The organism is Cellulomonas denverensis, assembly GCF_012396125.1.
GTDB classification, from domain to species: Bacteria; Actinomycetota; Actinomycetes; order Actinomycetales; family Cellulomonadaceae; genus Cellulomonas; species Cellulomonas denverensis.
In genome coordinates this window covers 79182-96376 of record NZ_JAAXOX010000001.1, presented here as the reverse complement: position 1 = coordinate 96376, position 17195 = coordinate 79182, and the positions used below count along the sequence as shown (strand labels likewise).

Genomic DNA, 17195 nt, shown 5'->3' with positions numbered 1-17195 from the left:
CAACGTAGCCGCAGCCGTACCCCGCCAGGGCGTTCAGCCCACCATCCCGCCCGAGGAGGAGCGCCATGTCCGACCCCGCAACCGTGCAGCTGACCGTGGACGGCACCCCGCACGACCTGTCGGTGGTGCCCGCCACCGAGGGCAACTCCGGCATCGTGGTGTCCTCGCTGCTGCGGGACACCGGCCTGGTCACCGTGGACCCCGGCTTCATGAACACCGCGTCCTGCGAGTCGCAGATCACCTACATCGACGGCGACGCCGGCATCCTGCGCTACCGCGGCTACCCGATCGACCAGCTGGCCGAGCACTCCTCCTTCCTGGAGGTCGCCTACCTGCTGTTCAACGGCGAGCTGCCCACCACCGACCAGCTCGAGGCCTTCGTCGAGCGGGTGAACCGGCACACCTTCGTGCACGAGAACTTCCGCACCTTCATGGGGACGTTCCCGGCCGGGGCGCACCCGATGGCGGTGATGAGCTCGGCGATCAACGCGCTGGCCACCTTCTACCCGGAGTCGCTGGACCCGTTCGACCAGGAGGCGGTCGAGCTGGCCACCGTGCTGATCCTGGCCAAGACCCGGACCATCACCTCCTACCTGCACCGCACCTCCCGCGGCGAGCCGCTGCTGTACCCGGACTACTCCCGGGGCTACGTGGAGGACTTCCTGCGGATGACCTTCGCGGTGCCGTACCAGCAGTACGACATCGACCCGACCGTGGTGCGGGCGCTGGACAAGCTGCTGATCCTGCACGCCGACCACGAGCAGAACTGCTCCACCAGCACCGTCCGCCAGGTCGGCTCCGCGCACGCGAACCTGTACGCCTCGGTCGCGGCAGGGATCAACGCGCTGTCCGGCCCGCTGCACGGCGGGGCGAACGAGGCCGTGCTGCGGATGCTGGCCGAGATCAAGGCCAACGGTGGCGACGCCAGCGACTTCATGCGCCGGGTGAAGGACAAGGAGCAGGGCGTGCGCCTGATGGGCTTCGGCCACCGGGTGTACAAGAACTACGACCCGCGCGCCGCGATCGTGAAGGAGAGCGCCGACGCGGTGCTGTCCGCCCTCGGCCAGGATGACGAGCTGCTGGACATCGCCCGCAAGCTGGAGGAGATCGCGCTCAGCGACGACTACTTCGTCTCGCGCAAGCTCTACCCGAACGTCGACTTCTACACCGGCCTGATCTACAAGGCGATGGGCTTCGACGAGTCGATGTTCACCCCGCTGTTCGCGCTGGGCCGGATGCCCGGCTGGATCGCGCAGTGGCGGGAGATGATGCTGGACCCGAAGACCAAGATCGGCCGGCCGCGCCAGGTGTACACCGGCTCCGGCCTGCGGGACTACGTCGAGGTCGCCGACCGCTGATCGGCCAGGGTCACCGCGACGGTCCCGGCGGGCAGCGCGTCGGGACCCTCGCCGGTGGTCCACTCCCCGGTGCCGCGGTCCCAGGTGGAGTCGCCGACCTGGACCGCGGTGATCTGCTGGCCCGCGGCGACCGCCACCGCCCACTGCGCGGCGGCCCAGCCGGCCCGGTCGGCCTCCGCCCCGGCGGCGTGCGCCAGGGCATCGGTGGTGAGCAGCACCCGGGTGCCGTCGCCGGTGGCGTCGGTGGAGGCGACCACGCTCCCGGCGAAGTCCCGGGCCACCCGGGCGCCGAAGTCGTCGATCGACCCGTCCACGGTGGGTGCGGGCAGGTCGCAGCTCAGCGCGGAGGGTGACCACCCGGTCAGCGCGGAGGCCCAGGACCGCGCCCGTGGCTCGTGCTGGGCGTAGGCCTCCGGGAAGGCCGAGCGCTGCACCGCCTGCGCGGCCTCGGTGACCGGCATCTCGGTGTACCCGGCGATCCCGTCCAGCCCGTCGTAGAACTTCCCGGTCGAGTACACCGGGTCCATGATCTGCTCGACCGTGCCCCAGCCCTGCGACGGCCGCTGCTGGAACAGCCCCACCGAGTCCCGGTCGCCGTAGTCGATGTTGATCAGCTTGGACTCCTGCAGCGCGGTGGCCAGCCCGATCGTCGCCGCCCGCGCGGGCATCCCGCGGTGCATGGCGGTGACCGAGATCAGCGCCGCGTTGTCCGCCTGGGCGGCCGACAGCTCCCACACCGTGCCCTCGGCCTCGGCGCTGCACCGGTTGCTGGCCGCAGGCTGGGACGAGGGCAGCCGGACCAGCCAGACCACCCCGGCGACCACCCCGGCCAGCAGCACCAGGGCGGTCAGGGCCGCACACCCCACCCGGGAACCGCCGGGGCGGTGCGCCCGCCGGGTGCCGGACATCAGTTCGCGTGCAGGTCCGCGTTGAGGGTGATGCCGTGGCCGCTGCGCGGGACGACCTCGACCCCACCGGTCAGCGAGTTGCGCCGGAACAGCAGGCCGTTCGCGCCGGACAGCTCGCGGGCCTTGACCACGGTGCCCGCGGCGTCGCCACCCGCGATGGTCACCTTGGTGCCGGCGGTCACGTACAGCCCGGCCTCGATCACGCAGTCGTCGCCCAGGGCGATGCCCAGCCCGGCGTTGGCGCCCAGCAGCGACCGCTCACCGATCGACACCACCTCGCGCCCGCCACCGGACAGCGTGCCCATGATGGACGCGCCGCCGCCGATGTCGCTGCCCTCGCCGACCACGACCCCGGCCGAGATCCGGCCCTCCACCATCGAGGTGCCGAGCGTGCCGGCGTTGAAGTTCACGAAGCCCTCGTGCATCACCGTGGTGCCGGAGGCCAGGTGCGCGCCCAGCCGGACCCGGTCGGCGTCGGCGATCCGGACCCCGGTGGGCAGCACGTAGTCGACCATCCGCGGGAACTTGTCCACGCCGAACACGCTGATCCGCTGCCCGGCGACCAGGTGCCGGCCGCGCACGTCCTCGAAGCCGTCGACCGCACACGGGCCGCGGTCGGTCCACACCACATTCGGCAGCACCGCGAAGATGCCGGTGAGGTCCAGCCCGTGCGGGCGGACCAGCCGGTGCGACAGCAGGTGCAGGCGCAGGTAGGCGTCCGCGGTGTCCGCCGGGGCGGTGTCCAGGTCGATCACGGTGCGCACCAGCTCGATCCGCACGGCGCGCAGCGGGTCCTCGCCCTCGGCGGCCCGCAGGTGGCTCGGGGCGGTGCCGGTGGCCGGGGCGCCGAGTGCGGGCTCGGGGTACCAGGTGTCCAGGACGGTGCCGTCGGCGGAGATCGTGGCCAGGCCCCAGCCCCAGGCGGTACGCATGTCGGTCATGGCGAAAGCCTACGGGGACCGCGGTCTAGGGTCGGTGCCCATGACCGCCACCGCCCTGGACCTGACCGCCGACCTGACCACCCTGACCGCGCAGCTGTGTGACCTGCGGTCGGTCAGCGGGCAGGAGACCGCGCTCGCCGATGCGGTGGAGTCCGCACTGCGTGCGCTGGGCCACCTGACCGTCGAGCGGGACGGCGACGCGGTGGTCGCCCGCACCGAGCTGGGCCGGCCGAGCCGGGTGGTGATCGCCGGGCACCTGGACACCGTGCCGGTCACCGAGGACCCGGCCAACCTGCCCACCCGGCTGGTGGACGGGGTGCTCTGGGGCCGGGGCACGGTTGACATGAAGGGCGGCGTCGCCGTGCAGCTCGCGCTGGCCGCCGAGCTGACCGCGCCCAGCCGGGACATCACCTGGGTGTTCTACGACCACGAGGAGGTGGACGCCTCGTTGAACGGCCTGGGCCGGATCGCGCGGAACCACCCGGAGTGGCTGGCCGCGGACTTCGCCGTGCTGTGCGAGCCGACCGATGCCGGGCTGGAGGGTGGTTGCAACGGCACCCTGCGCGCCGAGATCGAGGTCACCGGCGTGGCCGCGCACTCCGCCCGGGCCTGGACCGGTCGCAACGCCATCCACGACACCGCCACCGTGCTGAACCGGCTGGCCGCCTACACGCCGGCCGAGATCGAGGTCGAGGGCCTGGTCTACCGGGAGGGCCTGAACGCGGTGCTGATCAGCGGCGGGATCGCCACCAACGTGATCCCGGACCGCTGCGTGGTCACGGTGAACTACCGCTTCGCCCCGTCCCGGTCGGTGCAGCAGGCCGAGGCGCACGTGCGCGAGCTGTTCGACGGCTTCACGGTCCGGGTGACCGACTCCGCCGCCGGCGCCCGGCCCGGGCTGGACCACCCGGTGGCCGCCGACTTCGCCGATGCGGTGCTCGCGGTCACCGGGGGAGCGCCCGCGCCGAAGTACGGCTGGACGGATGTCGCCCGGTTCTCCGCGCTCGGCGTCCCGGCGGTGAACTTCGGCCCCGGCGACCCGCTGCTGGCGCACAAGGACGACGAGCGCCTGCCGGTCGGCCAGCTCGACCAGTGCCGGGACGCACTGCGGTCCTGGCTCACCGCCTGAGGTCCGCCCCGTACAGTCGGGTGCCATGAGCGACGACGGCATCCCGGTCCCCGGCACCGGCTACCGCAAGGGCCCGGTGCTGCTGCGCCGGGACCAGATCCCGGCGACCACCACCGATCAGCGCCTGCTGTCCGGCAGCGACGGCGCGGACTGGTTGCACGGTGACCCGTGGCGGGTGATGCGGATCCAGAGCGAGTTCGTCGAGGGCTTCGGCGCGCTGGCGGAGGTCGGCCCCGCGGTGAGCGTCTTCGGCTCGGCCCGGGTCAAGCCGGAGCACCCGGACTTCGCCACCGCCGAGGAGGTCGGCCGCCGGCTGGTCGAGGCCGGATACGCGGTGATCACCGGCGGTGGCCCGGGCATCATGTCCGCGGCCAACAAGGGCGCCTCCGAGGCCGGCGGGCTGTCGATCGGTCTGGGCATCGAGCTGCCGTTCGAGCACGGGATGAACCCCTGGGTCGACCTCGGGGTGAACTTCCGCTACTTCTTCGCCCGCAAGACCATGTTCGTCAAGTACGCCGAGGGCTTCATCGTGCTTCCCGGCGGCTTCGGCACCTTCGACGAGCTGTTCGAGGCGCTCACCCTGGTCCAGACCCACAAGGTGGTCGAGTTCCCGATCGTGCTGGTCGGCACGGACTACTGGCAGGGCCTGCTGGACTGGATCGGCGGCCCGGTGCTGGAGCGCGGCATGATCTCCGAGGCCGACCTCGCCCTGATCAAGCTGGTCGACGACCCGGCCGAGGCGGTGCGGATCGTCGCCGAACGCGGCGCCGAGCTGCGCGGCACCGAGCAGGCCGCGGTCCAGGACGAGGCGGCCGACCAGACCGCCGCGGCCACCTACCAGAGCGGGGAATGACCGCCGGGGTGCCCGCCGCGGGCGCCGACCTGGTGCTGCGCGGCCGGCGATTCGGGCCGGAGCACCCGGTGGTGATGGCGGTGGTGAACCGCACCCCGGACTCGTTCTACGCCGCCGCCCGCTACGACGACGACGGCGCCGACGCGGCGGTCGCCCGGGCCGAGGCCGAGGGCGCCGACCTGGTCGACCTGGGCGGGGTGCGGGCCGGACGCGGGCCCGAGGTCACCGCCGCCGAGGAGATCGCCCGGGTCGTCCCGCTGGTGGAACGGGTCCGCCGCCGCCATCCGGAGCTGCTGGTCAGCGTGGACACCTGGCGGTCCGAGGTCGCCCGGGCCGCCGCCGATGCCGGGGCGGACCTGCTGAACGACACCTGGGCCGGACACGACCCCGCGCTGGCCGAGGTCGCCGCCGAACGCGGACTGGGCGTGGTCTGCTCGCACACCGGCGGACTCCCGCCGCGCACCGACCCGTTCCGGGTGGCCTACCCGCTGCCCGAGGGCGTACCCGCGGATACCGACCCGCGCGACGGGGTGCTGATCGACGTGCTGGACACCCTGCGCGCCGCCGCGGCCCGGGCGGTCGGGTTGGGCGTGCCGCCGGAGTCGGTGCTGGTCGACCCGACCCACGACTTCGGCAAGAACACCTGGCACTCGCTGCACCTGGTGCGGCGCACCGCCGCGCTGGTGGAGCTCGGCCACCCGGTGCTGGTCGCGCTGTCCCGCAAGGACTTCGTCGGGGAGACCCTGGACCTGCCGCCGGAGCAGCGGTTGGAGGGCACCCTGGCGGCCACGGCACTCGCGGCCTGGCACGGGGCCCGGGTGTTCCGGGCGCACGATGTCCGGGCCACCCGGCGCACGGTGGACATGGTGGCCTCGATCCGCGGCGACCGGCCGCCGTCCCGGGCGACCCGGGGCCTGCTGTGAACCCCCGGCGCTGGCCCTGGTGGGTGCAGTGCCTGGCGGTCTACGCCGCCGCCCGGCTGTTCTCCGCCGTCGCGCTGCTGGTGGTCGCCGGGCACCAGGTGGCCAACGGCTGGACCGGCGCCTCGCCCGGCTACGCGGACTACACCGGCCTGATGTGGGACGCCACCTGGTACCGGCAGATCGCCGAGGGCGGCTACCCGGACACCCTGCCGGTGGGCACCGACGGTCAGGTGGTGCAGAACGCCTGGGCCTTCTTCCCGCTGTTCCCGCTGCTCGCCCGCGGCGTGATGGAGCTGACCGGCGGCTCCTGGGCGGTGGTGGCGCCGACGCTGGCCCTGCTGCTCGGCGCGGCGGCGATGCCGGTGATCCACCGGCTGATCGAGCGCGGGGCGCCGCGGGCGGTGGCGGCCCGGCCCGGACTGCCGCTGGCGACCGTGCTGCTGGTCAGCGTGTTCCCGACCTCGGTGGTGCTCCAGGTCGGCTACACCGAGTCCCTGGCCCTGCTGCTGATCGCCCTCACCCTGCTGGCGATCGTGACCCGGCACTACGGCTGGGCCGCCGCCGGGGTGCTGGCGCTCGGCCTGACCCGTGCGGTGGCGCTGCCGATCGCGGCGGTGGTGCTGGTGCACGCCTGGCTGCGCTGGCGGGAGCGCCGGACCCTGCCCGCCCGGACCTGGTGGGCGCTCGGCGGGCTGGCGGTGGCCGCCGCGGTGTCCGGTGTGCTCTGGCCGGTGATCTGCGGCTGGGTCACCGGGGTGCCGGACGGCTACCTGCAGACCCAGGGTGCGTGGCGGGGGAGCCGCGACATCGCCCCGTTCGGTGCCTGGGGGTACATCCTGCCGTTCTGGTTCGGCGATGCCTGGCCGTGGATCGGGCTCGGCATCGTGGTGGTGATCGCGGTGGTGCTGCTGGCCCCGTCCACCCGGCGGCTGGGCGGGGAGCTGTGGACCTGGGCAGCGGCCTATCCGCTGTACCTGTGCGCCGCGATCGAACCCGGCAGCAGCCTGGCCCGGTTCCTGCTGCTGGCCTTCCCGCTCGGCGCCGCCACCGTCGGGGTGCTGCCCCGGCCGGTGCGGGCGGCCCGGCTGTGGACCGGCGGCGTGGCGGTGGTGATGCTCGGGCTGCAACTGGTGTGGCTCTGGCAGATCTGGCGGTTCGTCCCGCCGGCGGGCTGGCCGCCGTGACCCGCACCCGTCCGGGTGCGCAGCGCGCTGACCGGCAGTGTCCTGAGCACCGGGTCGGCGGGTTGAACTAGACTGTGCGCTGGACATCCATCGAGCCGGTGCCGGTGAGCGACCCGATCCGCAGTCCGCGGATCAGCGCCCCGGGCCACGAACGCCGCCTCGCTACCGATGCAGAAGGAGAGCCACGCATGGCCGCGATGAAGCCCAGGACTGGTGATGGTCCCCTCGAGGTGACCAAGGAGGGGCGCGGCATCGTGATGCGGGTTCCGCTCGAGGGCGGCGGTCGACTGGTCGTCGAGCTGAACGCCACCGAGGCGCAGGAGCTGGGCGAGGCCCTGACCTCCGTCGTCAGCTGACGACAGCCGCATGGCTCGCACTCCCGCGCACCCCGTGCGTATCGGACGCCCGGTACCGGCGATCTCGCTGGCACCGGGCTCGTTCGCGTCCTCGGCCCTGCTCGACGCGCAGGACGTGGACGCCGTCGCCGTCCCGGTGGCCCCGGCCGCCCCGGACGACACCGACCTGCAGCCCCGGCAGGGCACCGCCGAGGCGGCCGCCCGCTACGGGATCGACCTGGCCGAACTGGCCGAGCGGGCCGGGCTGACCGGCGCCGCCGGTGAGGCCTGGACCCTCCTGCTGCCCCGCCCGGTCGGCAGCGCCGCGGCCGCGTTGCCCTGGCAGTCGCTGCCGCGCCGCGTGGTGCTGGTCGGTGTCGGCGACTCCTCCCCGCTGGCCCTGCGCCGCGCCGGTGCCGCACTGGCCCGGGCCACCCGCGGCCTGCGCCGGGTGCTGACCACGGTCGGCACCGAAGCGCCGGAGACCGTGCGCGCGCTGGCCGAGGGTTACCTGCTGGCGAGCTACCGGGTGCAGCGGATCGGCGCCCCGGCGCCCGAGCGTGAGCGCCCCGCCGCCGAGCTGGTCGTGGTCGGCCGCGACGACGACCCGACCGCCGAGGCGCTGACCACCGCCGTGCGTGGCGCCACCGCCACCTGGCTGGTCCGCGACCTGGCGAACACCCCCTCGAACATCAAGGACCCGGCCTGGATGGCCGACCGGGCCGCCGAACTGGGCCAGGCCGCCGGTCTGACGGTGACCGTGCTCGGCCCCAAGGAGCTGACCGCCCAGGGCTTCGGCGGGATCCTCGCCGTGGGCGCCGGGTCGGCCTCCGGTCCGCGCCTGGTCACGGTCGAGTACCGGCCCACCGCTGCGGCCGGCAAGCACGTGGTGTTGGTCGGCAAGGGGATCACCTACGACACCGGCGGGATCTCGATCAAGCCGCGCGAGTCGATGGTCACGATGAAGACCGACATGGCCGGCGCCGCCGTGGCCCTGGCGACCGTGCTCGCCGCCGCCGAGGCGCAGGTCCCGCACCGGGTGACCGCCGTGCTCCCGCTGGCCGAGAACCACTTCGGTGCGGCCAGCTACCGGCCGGCCGACGTGCTGCGGATGTACGGCGGCCGCACGGTCGAGGTGGCCAACACCGACGCCGAGGGCCGGCTGGTGCTCGGCGACGCGCTTGCCTTCGCCGACGCGACCCTGGACCCGGACGTGCTGATCGACGTGGCGACCCTGACCGGTGCCGCCAGCCTCGGGCTCGGCAAGCAGCACGCCGCGCTCTACGGCACCGACCGGTCGCTGGTGGACGCGCTGCGCGCCGCCGCCGACGTGTCCGGGGAGCCCGCGTGGGAGATGCCGCTGGTGCCGGACTACACCGGTGCGACGCACTCCGACGTGGCCGACCTGCGGCACGTCGCTCAGGACCCCAAGTACGGTGCCGGCTCGATCACCGCCGCCCTGTTCCTCAAGGAGTTCACCGGATCGCGGGCCTGGGCGCATCTGGACATCGCCGGGCCGGCCCGCTCCACCGCGGACAAGCACGAGGTGACCGAGGGTGCGACCGGGTACGGGGCACGGCTGCTGCTGAGCTACCTGACCGCGCTGCGCTGATCCGGGGCGGTTCTTCCCCGAGCCCGGACCCGCGCGACTACCGCCGGACCGCGACCAGCAGTCCGTCGCCCACCGGCAGCATGCTGGCGATCAGGTCGTCGTCCTCGCGCACGATCCGGCCGGTCTCCCGGACCAGGGTGGTCGCCTCGTCCCGGCGGGCGGGGTCGGGCACCCGGTCGTGCCAGAGCGCGTCGTCCACGGCCAGCACACCGCCGGGGCGCAGCAGCCGCACCGCCTGCCGGACGTAGGACGGGTAGTTCTCGATGTCGGCATCGACGAACACCAGGTCGTAGGCGGCGTCGGTCAGCCGGGGCAGCACGTCCAGCGCCCGGCCGGAGATGGTGCGGGTCCGGGCCGGCCGGACGCCCTCCTCCGCGAAGGCCTGCTTCGCCGCGCGCTGGTGCTCGACCTCGACGTCGATGGTGGTCAGCACGCCGTCGGCCGGCATCCCGCGCAGCAGCTGGACCGAGGAGACCCCGGCTCCGGTGCCGATCTCCACCACCGCGCGGGCCTTGGACGCCGCGGCCAGCACGCTCAGTGCGGCGCCGGTCCCGGGGGCCACTGCGGTGCAACCGAGCTCGGCGGCACGCTCCCGTGCCCGCAGCAGGGTGTCGTCCTCCGGGACGAAGCCCTCGGCGTAGACCCAGCTCCCGGCCTTGTCGCTGGCGATGGTGCCCTCCTGATGCAGTGCTGACGGGTGAGATTCCGCGGCTCAGCCTAGTGCCCGGGAACTCCACGAACTCCCCTCACGTTCCTCCCGTGTACGCCGGTGGCCCACCGGTGGATGCGCCTGCGACACTGGTACCCGGTTCCGCAGCGTGCGGGACGGTGACGACGAGGGACGTGGATTGGCCACAACGGCATCCGAGCAGGACTGGCAGCCGCCGAGCTGGGAGTCCATCGTGCGCGAGCACTCGGCACGGGTGTACCGGCTTGCCTACCGCCTGACCGGCAACCGGCAGGACGCCGAGGACCTGACCCAGGAGACGTTCATCCGGGTGTTCCGCTCGCTGTCCAGCTACACCCCGGGCACCTTCGAGGGCTGGCTGCACCGGATCACCACCAACCTGTTCCTGGACGGCGCCCGCCGCAAGCAGCGGATCCGGATGGACGCGATGGGGGAGGAGTCCGACCGGTTCGCCGCCGCCGAGGGCCTTGACCGCCCGGAGCGCGCCTTCGAGCACGACAACCTGGACGTGGACATCCAGGCGGCCCTGGATGAGCTGCCGCCGGACTACCGCGCGGCCGTGGTGCTCTGCGACATCGAGGGTCTGTCCTACGAGGAGATCGCGGTCACCCTGGGCATCAAGCTCGGCACGGTCCGGTCCCGGATCCACCGCGCCCGGGCCCGGCTGCGGGTGTCGCTGGAGCACCGCGCCCCCCGGCCCGCGCCGGCCGGTGACGCGATGACCGCGCTGGAGGCGATCGAGCCCGCCGAGGCGGTCGGTCGATGAGCGGCCTTGGTGGGCACCTCGGCGACCGGGTCACCGCCCTGGTCGACGGCCAGCTCGGCCCGGCAGCCACCGAACGCGCCCTGTCCCACGTGGCCGGCTGCCCGCGGTGTGCGCAGGAGCTCGCGGAGGCGCGGCAGGCCCGGCGGGTGCTGGCCCAGGTCTGCGACATCCGCCCCGACGGGGACCTGACCGCCCGGCTGATGGCGCTCGGCTGTGCACCCGGCGGGTTCACCCCGCCAGCCGGTGCGGCGCGCCCGGCCCCGGCGGTCCCGGCCCCGCAGCCGAGCCGGCTGACCTCCTGGCTGCCGGCGCTGAGCGGCCACGGCGCGCTGACCGGGGAGCTGTCGCCCTCCCGGCGCGGACTGCGGGTGCTGGTCGGGTCGGTCACCGGACTCGGGGTGGTCGCGGTGGGCCTGTTCGTGCTCGGCGGTCGCCCGGCCGCGGTGGCACCCTCCGCCCAGCCGCAGGAGGCGCTGTCCCTGCTCGGCCAGTCCGGGGCCGCCACCACCGCGACGCCGGTGTCGGCCGCCGCGGAGGGCTCCACCACCGAGGAGTACCTGAGCTGGATGCGCCAGGAGGGCTGGACCTGCCCCAGCGACATCCCGGAGGGCTGGTCGGTGACCTCCGTCCGGCTGCGGGACGAGGGCGCAACCCTGCAGGTCGGGATCGCCGGACCGCTGGGCGAGCTGGTGGTCAGTGAGCAGCACGGTCAGCTCGATCCCGCCGCGCTGGTCGGCGCCGACCAGCTCACCATCGGCGACCGGACCGTCTACCTGCTGTCCCGGGCGCCGTGGCACCTGGCCTGGCAGGACGGCGACACCGTGGTCGAGGTGGTCTCCGACGACGACGGCGACTCGGCCACCGAGGTGGTCGCCGCCTTCCCGGGCAGCGCCTACGACGACGGGGTGCCGGCCCGGCTGACCCGGGGCTGGGACACCCTGGCGGCGGCGGTCTCGCTGCCCTGAACCCGCCCCCGACCAGGCGACTCCCGCTCTGGCGATCGGACAGGTAGCCTGGCCGGATGTTCGGGATCAATGGCGGCGAGTTCCTCGTGATCTTGCTCGTCGCCGTGATCGTGATCGGCCCCACCCGGCTGCCCCGGTACGCCGAGCAGCTGGCCCGGTTGACCAAGCAGGCCCGCCGGTTCGTGCAGGACGCCCGCTCCCGGGTGGACGAGGAGCTCGGCGAGGACGTCAAGGACATCGACTGGGCCGCCCTCGACCCGCGGCGCTACGACCCGCGCCGGATCGTCCGCGACGCGCTGCTGGACCCCGACCCGGTCCGCCCGGCCGCCGCCGCCGGATCCGCGGCGACCGCCGCCGCGTCGGTCCCGGACCCCGCGATCACCCGCACCCCCTTCGACGACGAAGCCACCTGACGGCCCACTCGTCCGCCCCATCCCCTCCCCGGGCCCCCTCCGGCCCCCGAACCGCTAGAAATGGACCCATGGCTCCAGGTATGCCGCGCATCTTCTCCGGGATGCAGCCCACCAGTGACTCCCTCCACCTCGGCAACTACCTGGGGGCCCTCACCCAGTGGGTCGCCCTGCAGGACTCCTACGACCCGATCTACTGCGTCGTCGACCTGCACGCGCTGACCATCAGCCCCGACCCGGTCGTGCTGCGCGAGCGCACCCGTCGGACCGCCGCGCAGTACCTGGCGGCCGGCGTCGACCCGGAGCGCTCGATCCTGTTCGTGCAGTCGCATGTGGCCCAGCACGCCGAGCTGGCCTGGTTGCTGTCCTGCCAGACCGGCTTCGGCGAGGCCGGCCGGATGACCCAGTTCAAGGACAAGTCCAGCAAGTACGGCGCCGAGGGCACCTCGGTCGGGCTGTTCACCTACCCGATCCTGATGGCCGCGGACATCCTGCTCTACGACACCGCCCTGGTGCCGGTGGGCGAGGACCAGCGCCAGCACCTGGAGCTGACCCGCGACCTGGCCCAGCGGCTGAACTCCCGGTTCGGCGCGGGCACCGCGGTGGTGCCGGAGGCGCACATCGTCAAGGCCACGGCCAAGATCTACGACCTGCAGGACCCGACGGCGAAGATGAGCAAGTCGTCGTCCAGCCCGAACGGCATCATCGAGCTGCTCGACCCGCCGAAGACCGTCGCCAAGCGGATCCGCTCCGCGGTGACCGACGCCGGGTCCGAGATCCGCTACGACCGGGAGAACCAGCCCGGCATCGCCAACCTGCTGACCATCTACTCGGCGCTGACCGGCCGGGAGATCGACGCGATCGTCGCCGACTACCAGGGCAAGGGCTACGGGCACCTCAAGGTCGACCTGGCCGACGTGGTGGTGGAGTTCCTCACCCCGTTCCAGGAGCGGGTGAACGAGTACCTGGCCGACCCCGCGCAGCTGGACGCGGTGCTGGCGGACGGTGCGGACAAGGCGGCGGAGATCGCCGCCCCGGTGATGCGGCGGATCGCGGACCGCTTCGGACTGCTGCCGCGCCGCACGGCATGACCGACCAGACGCAGGCGATCCCGATCGTCCGGGGCGCCCCCGGCACGGTCCGGATCGGTGTCGCGGTCGGGATCCCCGAACCGTGGGCCACGCAGCTGCACGACGCGCGCGCCCGGGTCGGGGACCCCGCCGCCGACCTGATCGCCCCGCACATCACCCTGCTCGGCCCGACCACCGTGCACCGGGACGAGCTGGCGCAGGTGCACCGGCACCTGGCCGCGATCACCGCCGAGCACCCGCCGTTCCGGGTGCACCTGCGCGGCACCGCCAGCTTCCGGCCGGTGTCACCGGTGGTCTTCGTCCAGGTCGTCGAGGGGATCGGCCCGTGCGAGACCCTGGAACGGCGGATCCGCTCCGGGCTGCTCGCCCAGGAGCTGCGGTTCCATTACCACCCGCACGTCACCATCGCGCACGAGGTGCCCGACGACGCCCTGGACCGGGCCTTCGAGGACCTACGCGACTTCGACGCCTGCTTCCTGGTGGAGTCGATCCAGGTCTACCAGCACGGCGACGACGGCCAGTGGCGGGTGCTGGACACCCACCCGCTCACCGGCGCCCACCAGCCGGTTCGGGATGCCGAGGGCGGATCCGGCTCCTAGGGTCGCCTGCATGAGTCCGGCGGCTGAACCACGAGGATCGGGACGCATCCACGCGCAGGTCGCCGGCGCGACCGACACCGCGGCGGGCGACCGCAAGGATGTCGGCGCGCGGGCCTACCCGGCCGGGATCAAGGGCCTGATCGAGCGGGTGAAGGCCCTGATCACCTGGTGGCAGCGCACCCGGGCGGCACGAGCCAATGCCCGGTTCGGCGAGGCTGGCGGCGGGGTGCTCACCGGCGGCATCGCCTACGCGGCGCTGTTCTCGGTCTTCGCCGGGCTGACCATCGGCTACACCGCGTTCATGGCGGTGCTCGGCGGCAACGAGAGCCTGCGCCAGACCGTGCTGGACACCGTCGACGCCAATCTGCCCGGCCTGGTCGACACCGGCGGCAACTCCACCGGGCTGATCGATCCCGACTCGCTGGAGTTCAGCCGGGGGCTCGGGATCGCCAGCATTATCGCCTTCGTCGTGCTGCTGATGTCCGCGATCTCCGCGATGGCGGCGCTGCGCACCGCGGTCCGGGCGATGTTCGACCTCGACCCCGCCGGCGAGGACAACGCGGTGGTCGGCAAGCTACGCCAGCTCGGCGGGTTCGTCGGGATGGGGCTGGCGATCCTGCTGTCCGCGGTGTTGAGCATCGGCACCACCACCGCGGCGGACTGGCTGCTCGGCCTGGTCGGGTTGGACGACTCGACGGCCGGGGCGGTCACCGTCCGGGTGCTCGGACTGCTGGTCGCCTTCCTGGTCGACGCCGCGACGTTCTGCCTGATCGTGATCCTGCTGTCCGGCATCCGCCCGGCCTGGCGGGACCTGCGCGGTGGGGCGATCATCGCGGGGGTCGGGCTCGGTGTGGTGCGGGTCCTGGGCACGTCGGTGGTGGCGGGATCGGCGAGCAGCAATCCGCTGCTGACCTCGTTCGCGGTGCTCGTGACGCTGCTGGTCTGGATGAACCTGATCGCGCGGATCGTGCTGCTGGCCGCCGCGTGGACCGCCGACCCGCCACCCCCCGACGACGCCTGACCCGCCCGCCGCGGATGGTTTCGCCGCGGCCGCCGCGCCCGAGCCCGCTGGCGCTGCGCCGAGAGTGCACGAATGCACGCCTCAGCGCCGGTTTGGCGTGCATTCGTGCACTCTCGGCGTCGGCTCAGGCCGCGCGCCACAGGTGGGTGACGGCGTAGGAGCGCCAGGGCGCCCAGTCGGCGGAGCGGGCGGTCAGGGCACGGTGTGCCGCAGCGCGGGGCAGCCCGGGGTCGACGAACCCGAGCGCGCGGGCGCTGGTCAGCAGGGCGGCATCGCCGGGCAGCCACACGTCCGGGTCGCCGAGCACCCGGATCGCCAGGTACCCGGCCGTCCAGGGCCCGATGCCGGGCCGGGCGACCAGGGCGGCGGTCAGGTCGGCGGTCGACGCGCCGACATCCACCCGCAGCGATCCGTCCGCCAGAGCGGCGGCGGTGTCCCGGATCGCCGCGACGGACCGGCCGGGCAACCGCAGCGGCCGGTCCGGATCGGGTGACGAGACCCGCCCGAGGCTGGGGTCCGGGTCGTGTGACGAGTGCTCCCCGCCGCCGGGTTCCGGGTCCGGGCCGTGTGACGAGTGCCGCGCGAGACCGGGGGCCGGGTTCGGGTCGGGCGGGGAAGGACGCCCACCGGCCGGTCTCGGTCCGGCCGGGACCGGGCTGGGCGGGTGGTGGTGCGTGCCGGACATGGCCGAGGGCTGCCCTGCCGCCGCCGGTCCGGGCTCCAGTCCGCCGATCGTGGGTGCCCCCAGCGCATCGGCCACCTGTGCCGCGGTCGGGAACAGCCGGTCCAGCCCGGCGAACGAACTGACCACCGGCGTCCCGATCCGCGCAGCGAGCCGGCTGAGGTGCCCCCGGGCCGCGGCCACGCTGATCTGCTGCCCGACCATCGCCCGCAGCACCATCTCCTCCGGGTCCACGGCGCCCGGCACCCGCAGCCCGGGCACTGCGGCCACCAGCGGCGCGAGCACCGGGTCGGCGGACAGCGCAGCATCCACCGCGGCCGGGTCGGCGTCCAGGTCCAGCAGCCGCCGGACCCGGGCCGTTGCCACTCCGACATCGGCGAGCGAGGTCAGCTCGATCCCCGCGCGCAGCCGCCAGCCGTCCGGCATGAGTACCGCGGTCACCTCGATCGCGCCGGGACCGTGCGGAAGGTGCAGCGTCCGGGCATAGCGCAGCGGTCCACCGGGGGGCAGGTCGGCCGACTCCACGCCGGCGACGGCGCGGGCGGCCAGGAAGCCGAACACCCCGGGGGCGTCGTAGGGGCGGCGCACGGGCAGGTTGAGGGCGAGCCGCACGAGGGCCACGGCGCCAGCGTCCCGCGCGGTGTCAGGACCCGCCGCGCCCGCGGTCATCGACGATCCCGCGCCGGGCCACGTCGAATGGTCGGCCGACCGCGCGCCTGTGGCCGCGCCGGGCGCCGAGGCGCCCGTGGCCGCTCGCGTTGCCGCGCCCGACGCCACCGGACGTCCGAACCCCCGCACTCCCGTGCCTGGCAGGCCCGCAGCCCCGGCGCCCCGCACCTCCGGCCCCCGCAGGCCCGCAGCCTCGGCGGCCAGCGCCTCCGCTCCCGGCGGGCCCGCGGTCCCGGCAGCCAGCGACTCCGTGCCCGGCACGCCCGCAGCCCCGGCGGCCAGCGGCTCCGTGCCCGGCACGCCCACCGCCCCGGCGGCCAGCGTCTCCGCTCCCGGCAGGTCCCCGGCCCCGGCGCCCCGCACCTCCGGCCCTCGCCGGTTCCCGCCCCCGGCCCCCCGTGCCTCCGTGCCCGGCAGGCCCCCGGCCCTCGCCCGCGGCTCCCGGGCCCGGAGCTCGCCGGGTGTCGTGTCGAACACCTCCCGCACCGTGTCGTTGAACTGCCGGACCGACCCGAACCCGGCGGCGAAGGCGATGTCGGCCAGCGGCAGCCCGGTGCCGACCAGCAGGCTGCGGGCGGTCTGGGCGCGGCGGGCGCGGGCGAGCGCGAGTGGTCCGGCGCCGAGTTCGGCGGTGAGCGTGCGGTGCACCTGGCGGGGGGAGTAGCCGAGCCGTCCGGCCAGGCCGTCGACCCCGTCCCGGTCGACCACGCCGTCGGCGATCAGGCGCATCGCCCGGCCGGCCAGGTCGCCGCGCAGGTCCCACTCGGGGGTGCCGGGCGCGGCCTCCGGCAGGCAGCGCTTGCATGCCCGGTACCCGGCCTCGTGCGCGGCGGCGGAGGTCAGGTAGAAGGAGACGTTCTCCGGCTTGGGCGTGCGGGCGGGGCACGACGGGCGGCAGTAGATGCCGGTGGAGGCGACGGCGGTGAAGAACTGGCCGTCGAACCGGGCGTCCCGGGCGTCGATCGCCCGGTACCAGCGGTCGAACCGGGGGTCGCCGGGTACACAGCGGGCGGCGTCGTGGGCGGGGGTCACCGCACCAGTGGACGCCGCCCGGCCGTGGT

At 74.2% G+C, this 17195-nt stretch carries 17 protein-coding genes; 13 read left to right on the top strand and 4 right to left on the bottom strand.

Annotation, left to right across the window (positions count from 1 at the left end; translation table 11 throughout):
• Positions 1 to 65: 65 nt before the first annotated feature.
• On the top strand, positions 66 to 1358 hold the full coding sequence (locus tag HGA03_RS00445) for a citrate synthase (RefSeq protein WP_168628256.1): 1293 nt from the start codon (positions 66 to 68) through the stop codon (positions 1356 to 1358).
• Here the strand turns inward: HGA03_RS00445 and HGA03_RS00440 are convergent.
• Together HGA03_RS00440 and dapD are read right to left on the bottom strand one after the other, a co-directional pair.
• Entirely contained in the window at positions 1334 to 2266 is a 933-nt protein-coding gene (locus HGA03_RS00440; protein ID WP_239073637.1) for a hypothetical protein, read from the bottom strand. The two genes, HGA03_RS00445 and HGA03_RS00440, sit on opposite strands and share 25 nt — an antisense overlap.
• Entirely contained in the window at positions 2266 to 3207 is a 942-nt protein-coding gene (gene dapD, locus HGA03_RS00435; protein ID WP_168628255.1) for a 2,3,4,5-tetrahydropyridine-2,6-dicarboxylate N-succinyltransferase, read from the bottom strand. The genes HGA03_RS00440 and dapD overlap by 1 nt, the downstream gene beginning before the upstream one ends.
• Positions 3208 to 3247: 40 nt before the next feature.
• Here dapD and dapE point away from each other — a divergent pair, with 40 nt between their 5' ends.
• From dapE to HGA03_RS00405, 6 genes are all read left to right on the top strand, one after another.
• Positions 3248 to 4336 carry a succinyl-diaminopimelate desuccinylase gene (dapE, locus tag HGA03_RS00430; protein ID WP_203767530.1) on the top strand — a complete coding sequence of 363 codons (1089 nt, stop codon included), beginning with the start codon at positions 3248 to 3250 and terminating at the stop codon, positions 4334 to 4336.
• A gap of 25 nt (positions 4337 to 4361) precedes the next feature.
• Positions 4362 to 5189 carry an LOG family protein gene (locus HGA03_RS00425; RefSeq protein WP_168628253.1) on the top strand — a complete coding sequence of 276 codons (828 nt, stop codon included), beginning with the start codon at positions 4362 to 4364 and terminating at the stop codon, positions 5187 to 5189.
• A complete protein-coding gene (gene folP / locus HGA03_RS00420) occupies positions 5186 to 6112 on the top strand; it encodes a dihydropteroate synthase (RefSeq protein ID WP_168628252.1) in 927 nt (308 codons plus the stop codon). The genes HGA03_RS00425 and folP overlap by 4 nt, the downstream gene beginning before the upstream one ends.
• Positions 6109 to 7296 carry a hypothetical protein gene (locus HGA03_RS00415; RefSeq protein ID WP_168628251.1) on the top strand — a complete coding sequence of 396 codons (1188 nt, stop codon included), beginning with the start codon at positions 6109 to 6111 and terminating at the stop codon, positions 7294 to 7296. The genes folP and HGA03_RS00415 overlap by 4 nt, the downstream gene beginning before the upstream one ends.
• A gap of 188 nt (positions 7297 to 7484) precedes the next feature.
• Complete coding sequence (locus HGA03_RS00410; RefSeq protein ID WP_082812748.1) at positions 7485 to 7652, top strand: DUF3117 domain-containing protein; 168 nt, start codon at positions 7485 to 7487, stop codon at positions 7650 to 7652.
• Between the two features lie 34 nt (positions 7653 to 7686).
• Positions 7687 to 9243: a leucyl aminopeptidase family protein gene (locus HGA03_RS00405; protein ID WP_308439768.1), complete on the top strand. Its 1557-nt coding sequence runs from the start codon at positions 7687 to 7689 to the stop codon at positions 9241 to 9243.
• A 37-nt stretch (positions 9244 to 9280) separates the two neighbouring features.
• Here HGA03_RS00405 and HGA03_RS00400 read toward each other — a convergent pair whose 3' ends face one another.
• Positions 9281 to 9913, bottom strand: a complete 633-nt coding sequence (locus HGA03_RS00400) for an O-methyltransferase (protein WP_168628848.1) — start codon at positions 9911 to 9913, stop codon at positions 9281 to 9283.
• Between the two features lie 178 nt (positions 9914 to 10091).
• Here HGA03_RS00400 and sigE point away from each other — a divergent pair, with 178 nt between their 5' ends.
• From sigE to HGA03_RS00370, 6 genes are all read left to right on the top strand, one after another.
• Positions 10092 to 10697 carry an RNA polymerase sigma factor SigE gene (gene sigE / locus HGA03_RS00395; protein WP_203767528.1) on the top strand — a complete coding sequence of 202 codons (606 nt, stop codon included), beginning with the start codon at positions 10092 to 10094 and terminating at the stop codon, positions 10695 to 10697.
• On the top strand, positions 10694 to 11662 hold the full coding sequence (locus HGA03_RS00390; RefSeq protein WP_168628248.1) for an anti-sigma factor family protein: 969 nt from the start codon (positions 10694 to 10696) through the stop codon (positions 11660 to 11662). Before sigE ends, HGA03_RS00390 begins: the two co-directional genes overlap by 4 nt.
• 56 nt (positions 11663 to 11718) lie before the next feature.
• Positions 11719 to 12075, top strand: coding sequence for a twin-arginine translocase TatA/TatE family subunit (locus HGA03_RS00385; protein ID WP_168628247.1), 357 nt, complete (start codon positions 11719 to 11721; stop codon positions 12073 to 12075).
• 68 nt (positions 12076 to 12143) lie between these two features.
• On the top strand, positions 12144 to 13163 hold the full coding sequence (trpS, locus tag HGA03_RS00380) for a tryptophan--tRNA ligase (RefSeq protein ID WP_168628246.1): 1020 nt from the start codon (positions 12144 to 12146) through the stop codon (positions 13161 to 13163).
• On the top strand, positions 13160 to 13762 hold the full coding sequence (locus HGA03_RS00375; protein ID WP_168628245.1) for a 2'-5' RNA ligase family protein: 603 nt from the start codon (positions 13160 to 13162) through the stop codon (positions 13760 to 13762). Before trpS ends, HGA03_RS00375 begins: the two co-directional genes overlap by 4 nt.
• A gap of 10 nt (positions 13763 to 13772) precedes the next feature.
• Positions 13773 to 14783 (top strand): YihY/virulence factor BrkB family protein, encoded by a 1011-nt coding sequence (locus HGA03_RS00370; protein WP_168628244.1) that lies wholly within the window; start codon positions 13773 to 13775, stop codon positions 14781 to 14783.
• A 124-nt stretch (positions 14784 to 14907) separates the two neighbouring features.
• Here the strand turns inward: HGA03_RS00370 and HGA03_RS18550 are convergent, their stop codons facing one another.
• Positions 14908 to 17166: a DNA-3-methyladenine glycosylase 2 family protein gene (locus HGA03_RS18550; protein WP_239073636.1), complete on the bottom strand. Its 2259-nt coding sequence runs from the start codon at positions 17164 to 17166 to the stop codon at positions 14908 to 14910.
• Between the last annotated feature and the right edge of the window lie 29 nt (positions 17167 to 17195).

What these genes read in the sequence shown, in the direction of transcription:
- HGA03_RS00445 (WP_168628256.1), top strand. Translation starts at nt 66, where the DNA reads ATGTCCGACCCCGCAACCGTGCAGCTGACCGTGGACGGCACCCCGCAC.
- HGA03_RS00440 (WP_239073637.1), bottom strand. Translation starts at nt 2,266, where the DNA reads ATGTCCGGCACCCGGCGGGCGCACCGCCCCGGCGGTTCCCGGGTGGGG.
- dapD (WP_168628255.1), bottom strand. Translation starts at nt 3,207, where the DNA reads ATGACCGACATGCGTACCGCCTGGGGCTGGGGCCTGGCCACGATCTCC.
- dapE (WP_203767530.1), top strand. Translation starts at nt 3,248, where the DNA reads ATGACCGCCACCGCCCTGGACCTGACCGCCGACCTGACCACCCTGACC.
- HGA03_RS00425 (WP_168628253.1), top strand. Translation starts at nt 4,362, where the DNA reads ATGAGCGACGACGGCATCCCGGTCCCCGGCACCGGCTACCGCAAGGGC.
- folP (WP_168628252.1), top strand. Translation starts at nt 5,186, where the DNA reads ATGACCGCCGGGGTGCCCGCCGCGGGCGCCGACCTGGTGCTGCGCGGC.
- HGA03_RS00410 (WP_082812748.1), top strand. Translation starts at nt 7,485, where the DNA reads ATGGCCGCGATGAAGCCCAGGACTGGTGATGGTCCCCTCGAGGTGACC.
- HGA03_RS00390 (WP_168628248.1), top strand. Translation starts at nt 10,694, where the DNA reads ATGAGCGGCCTTGGTGGGCACCTCGGCGACCGGGTCACCGCCCTGGTC.
- HGA03_RS00385 (WP_168628247.1), top strand. Translation starts at nt 11,719, where the DNA reads ATGTTCGGGATCAATGGCGGCGAGTTCCTCGTGATCTTGCTCGTCGCC.
- trpS (WP_168628246.1), top strand. Translation starts at nt 12,144, where the DNA reads ATGGCTCCAGGTATGCCGCGCATCTTCTCCGGGATGCAGCCCACCAGT.
- HGA03_RS00375 (WP_168628245.1), top strand. Translation starts at nt 13,160, where the DNA reads ATGACCGACCAGACGCAGGCGATCCCGATCGTCCGGGGCGCCCCCGGC.
- HGA03_RS00370 (WP_168628244.1), top strand. Translation starts at nt 13,773, where the DNA reads ATGAGTCCGGCGGCTGAACCACGAGGATCGGGACGCATCCACGCGCAG.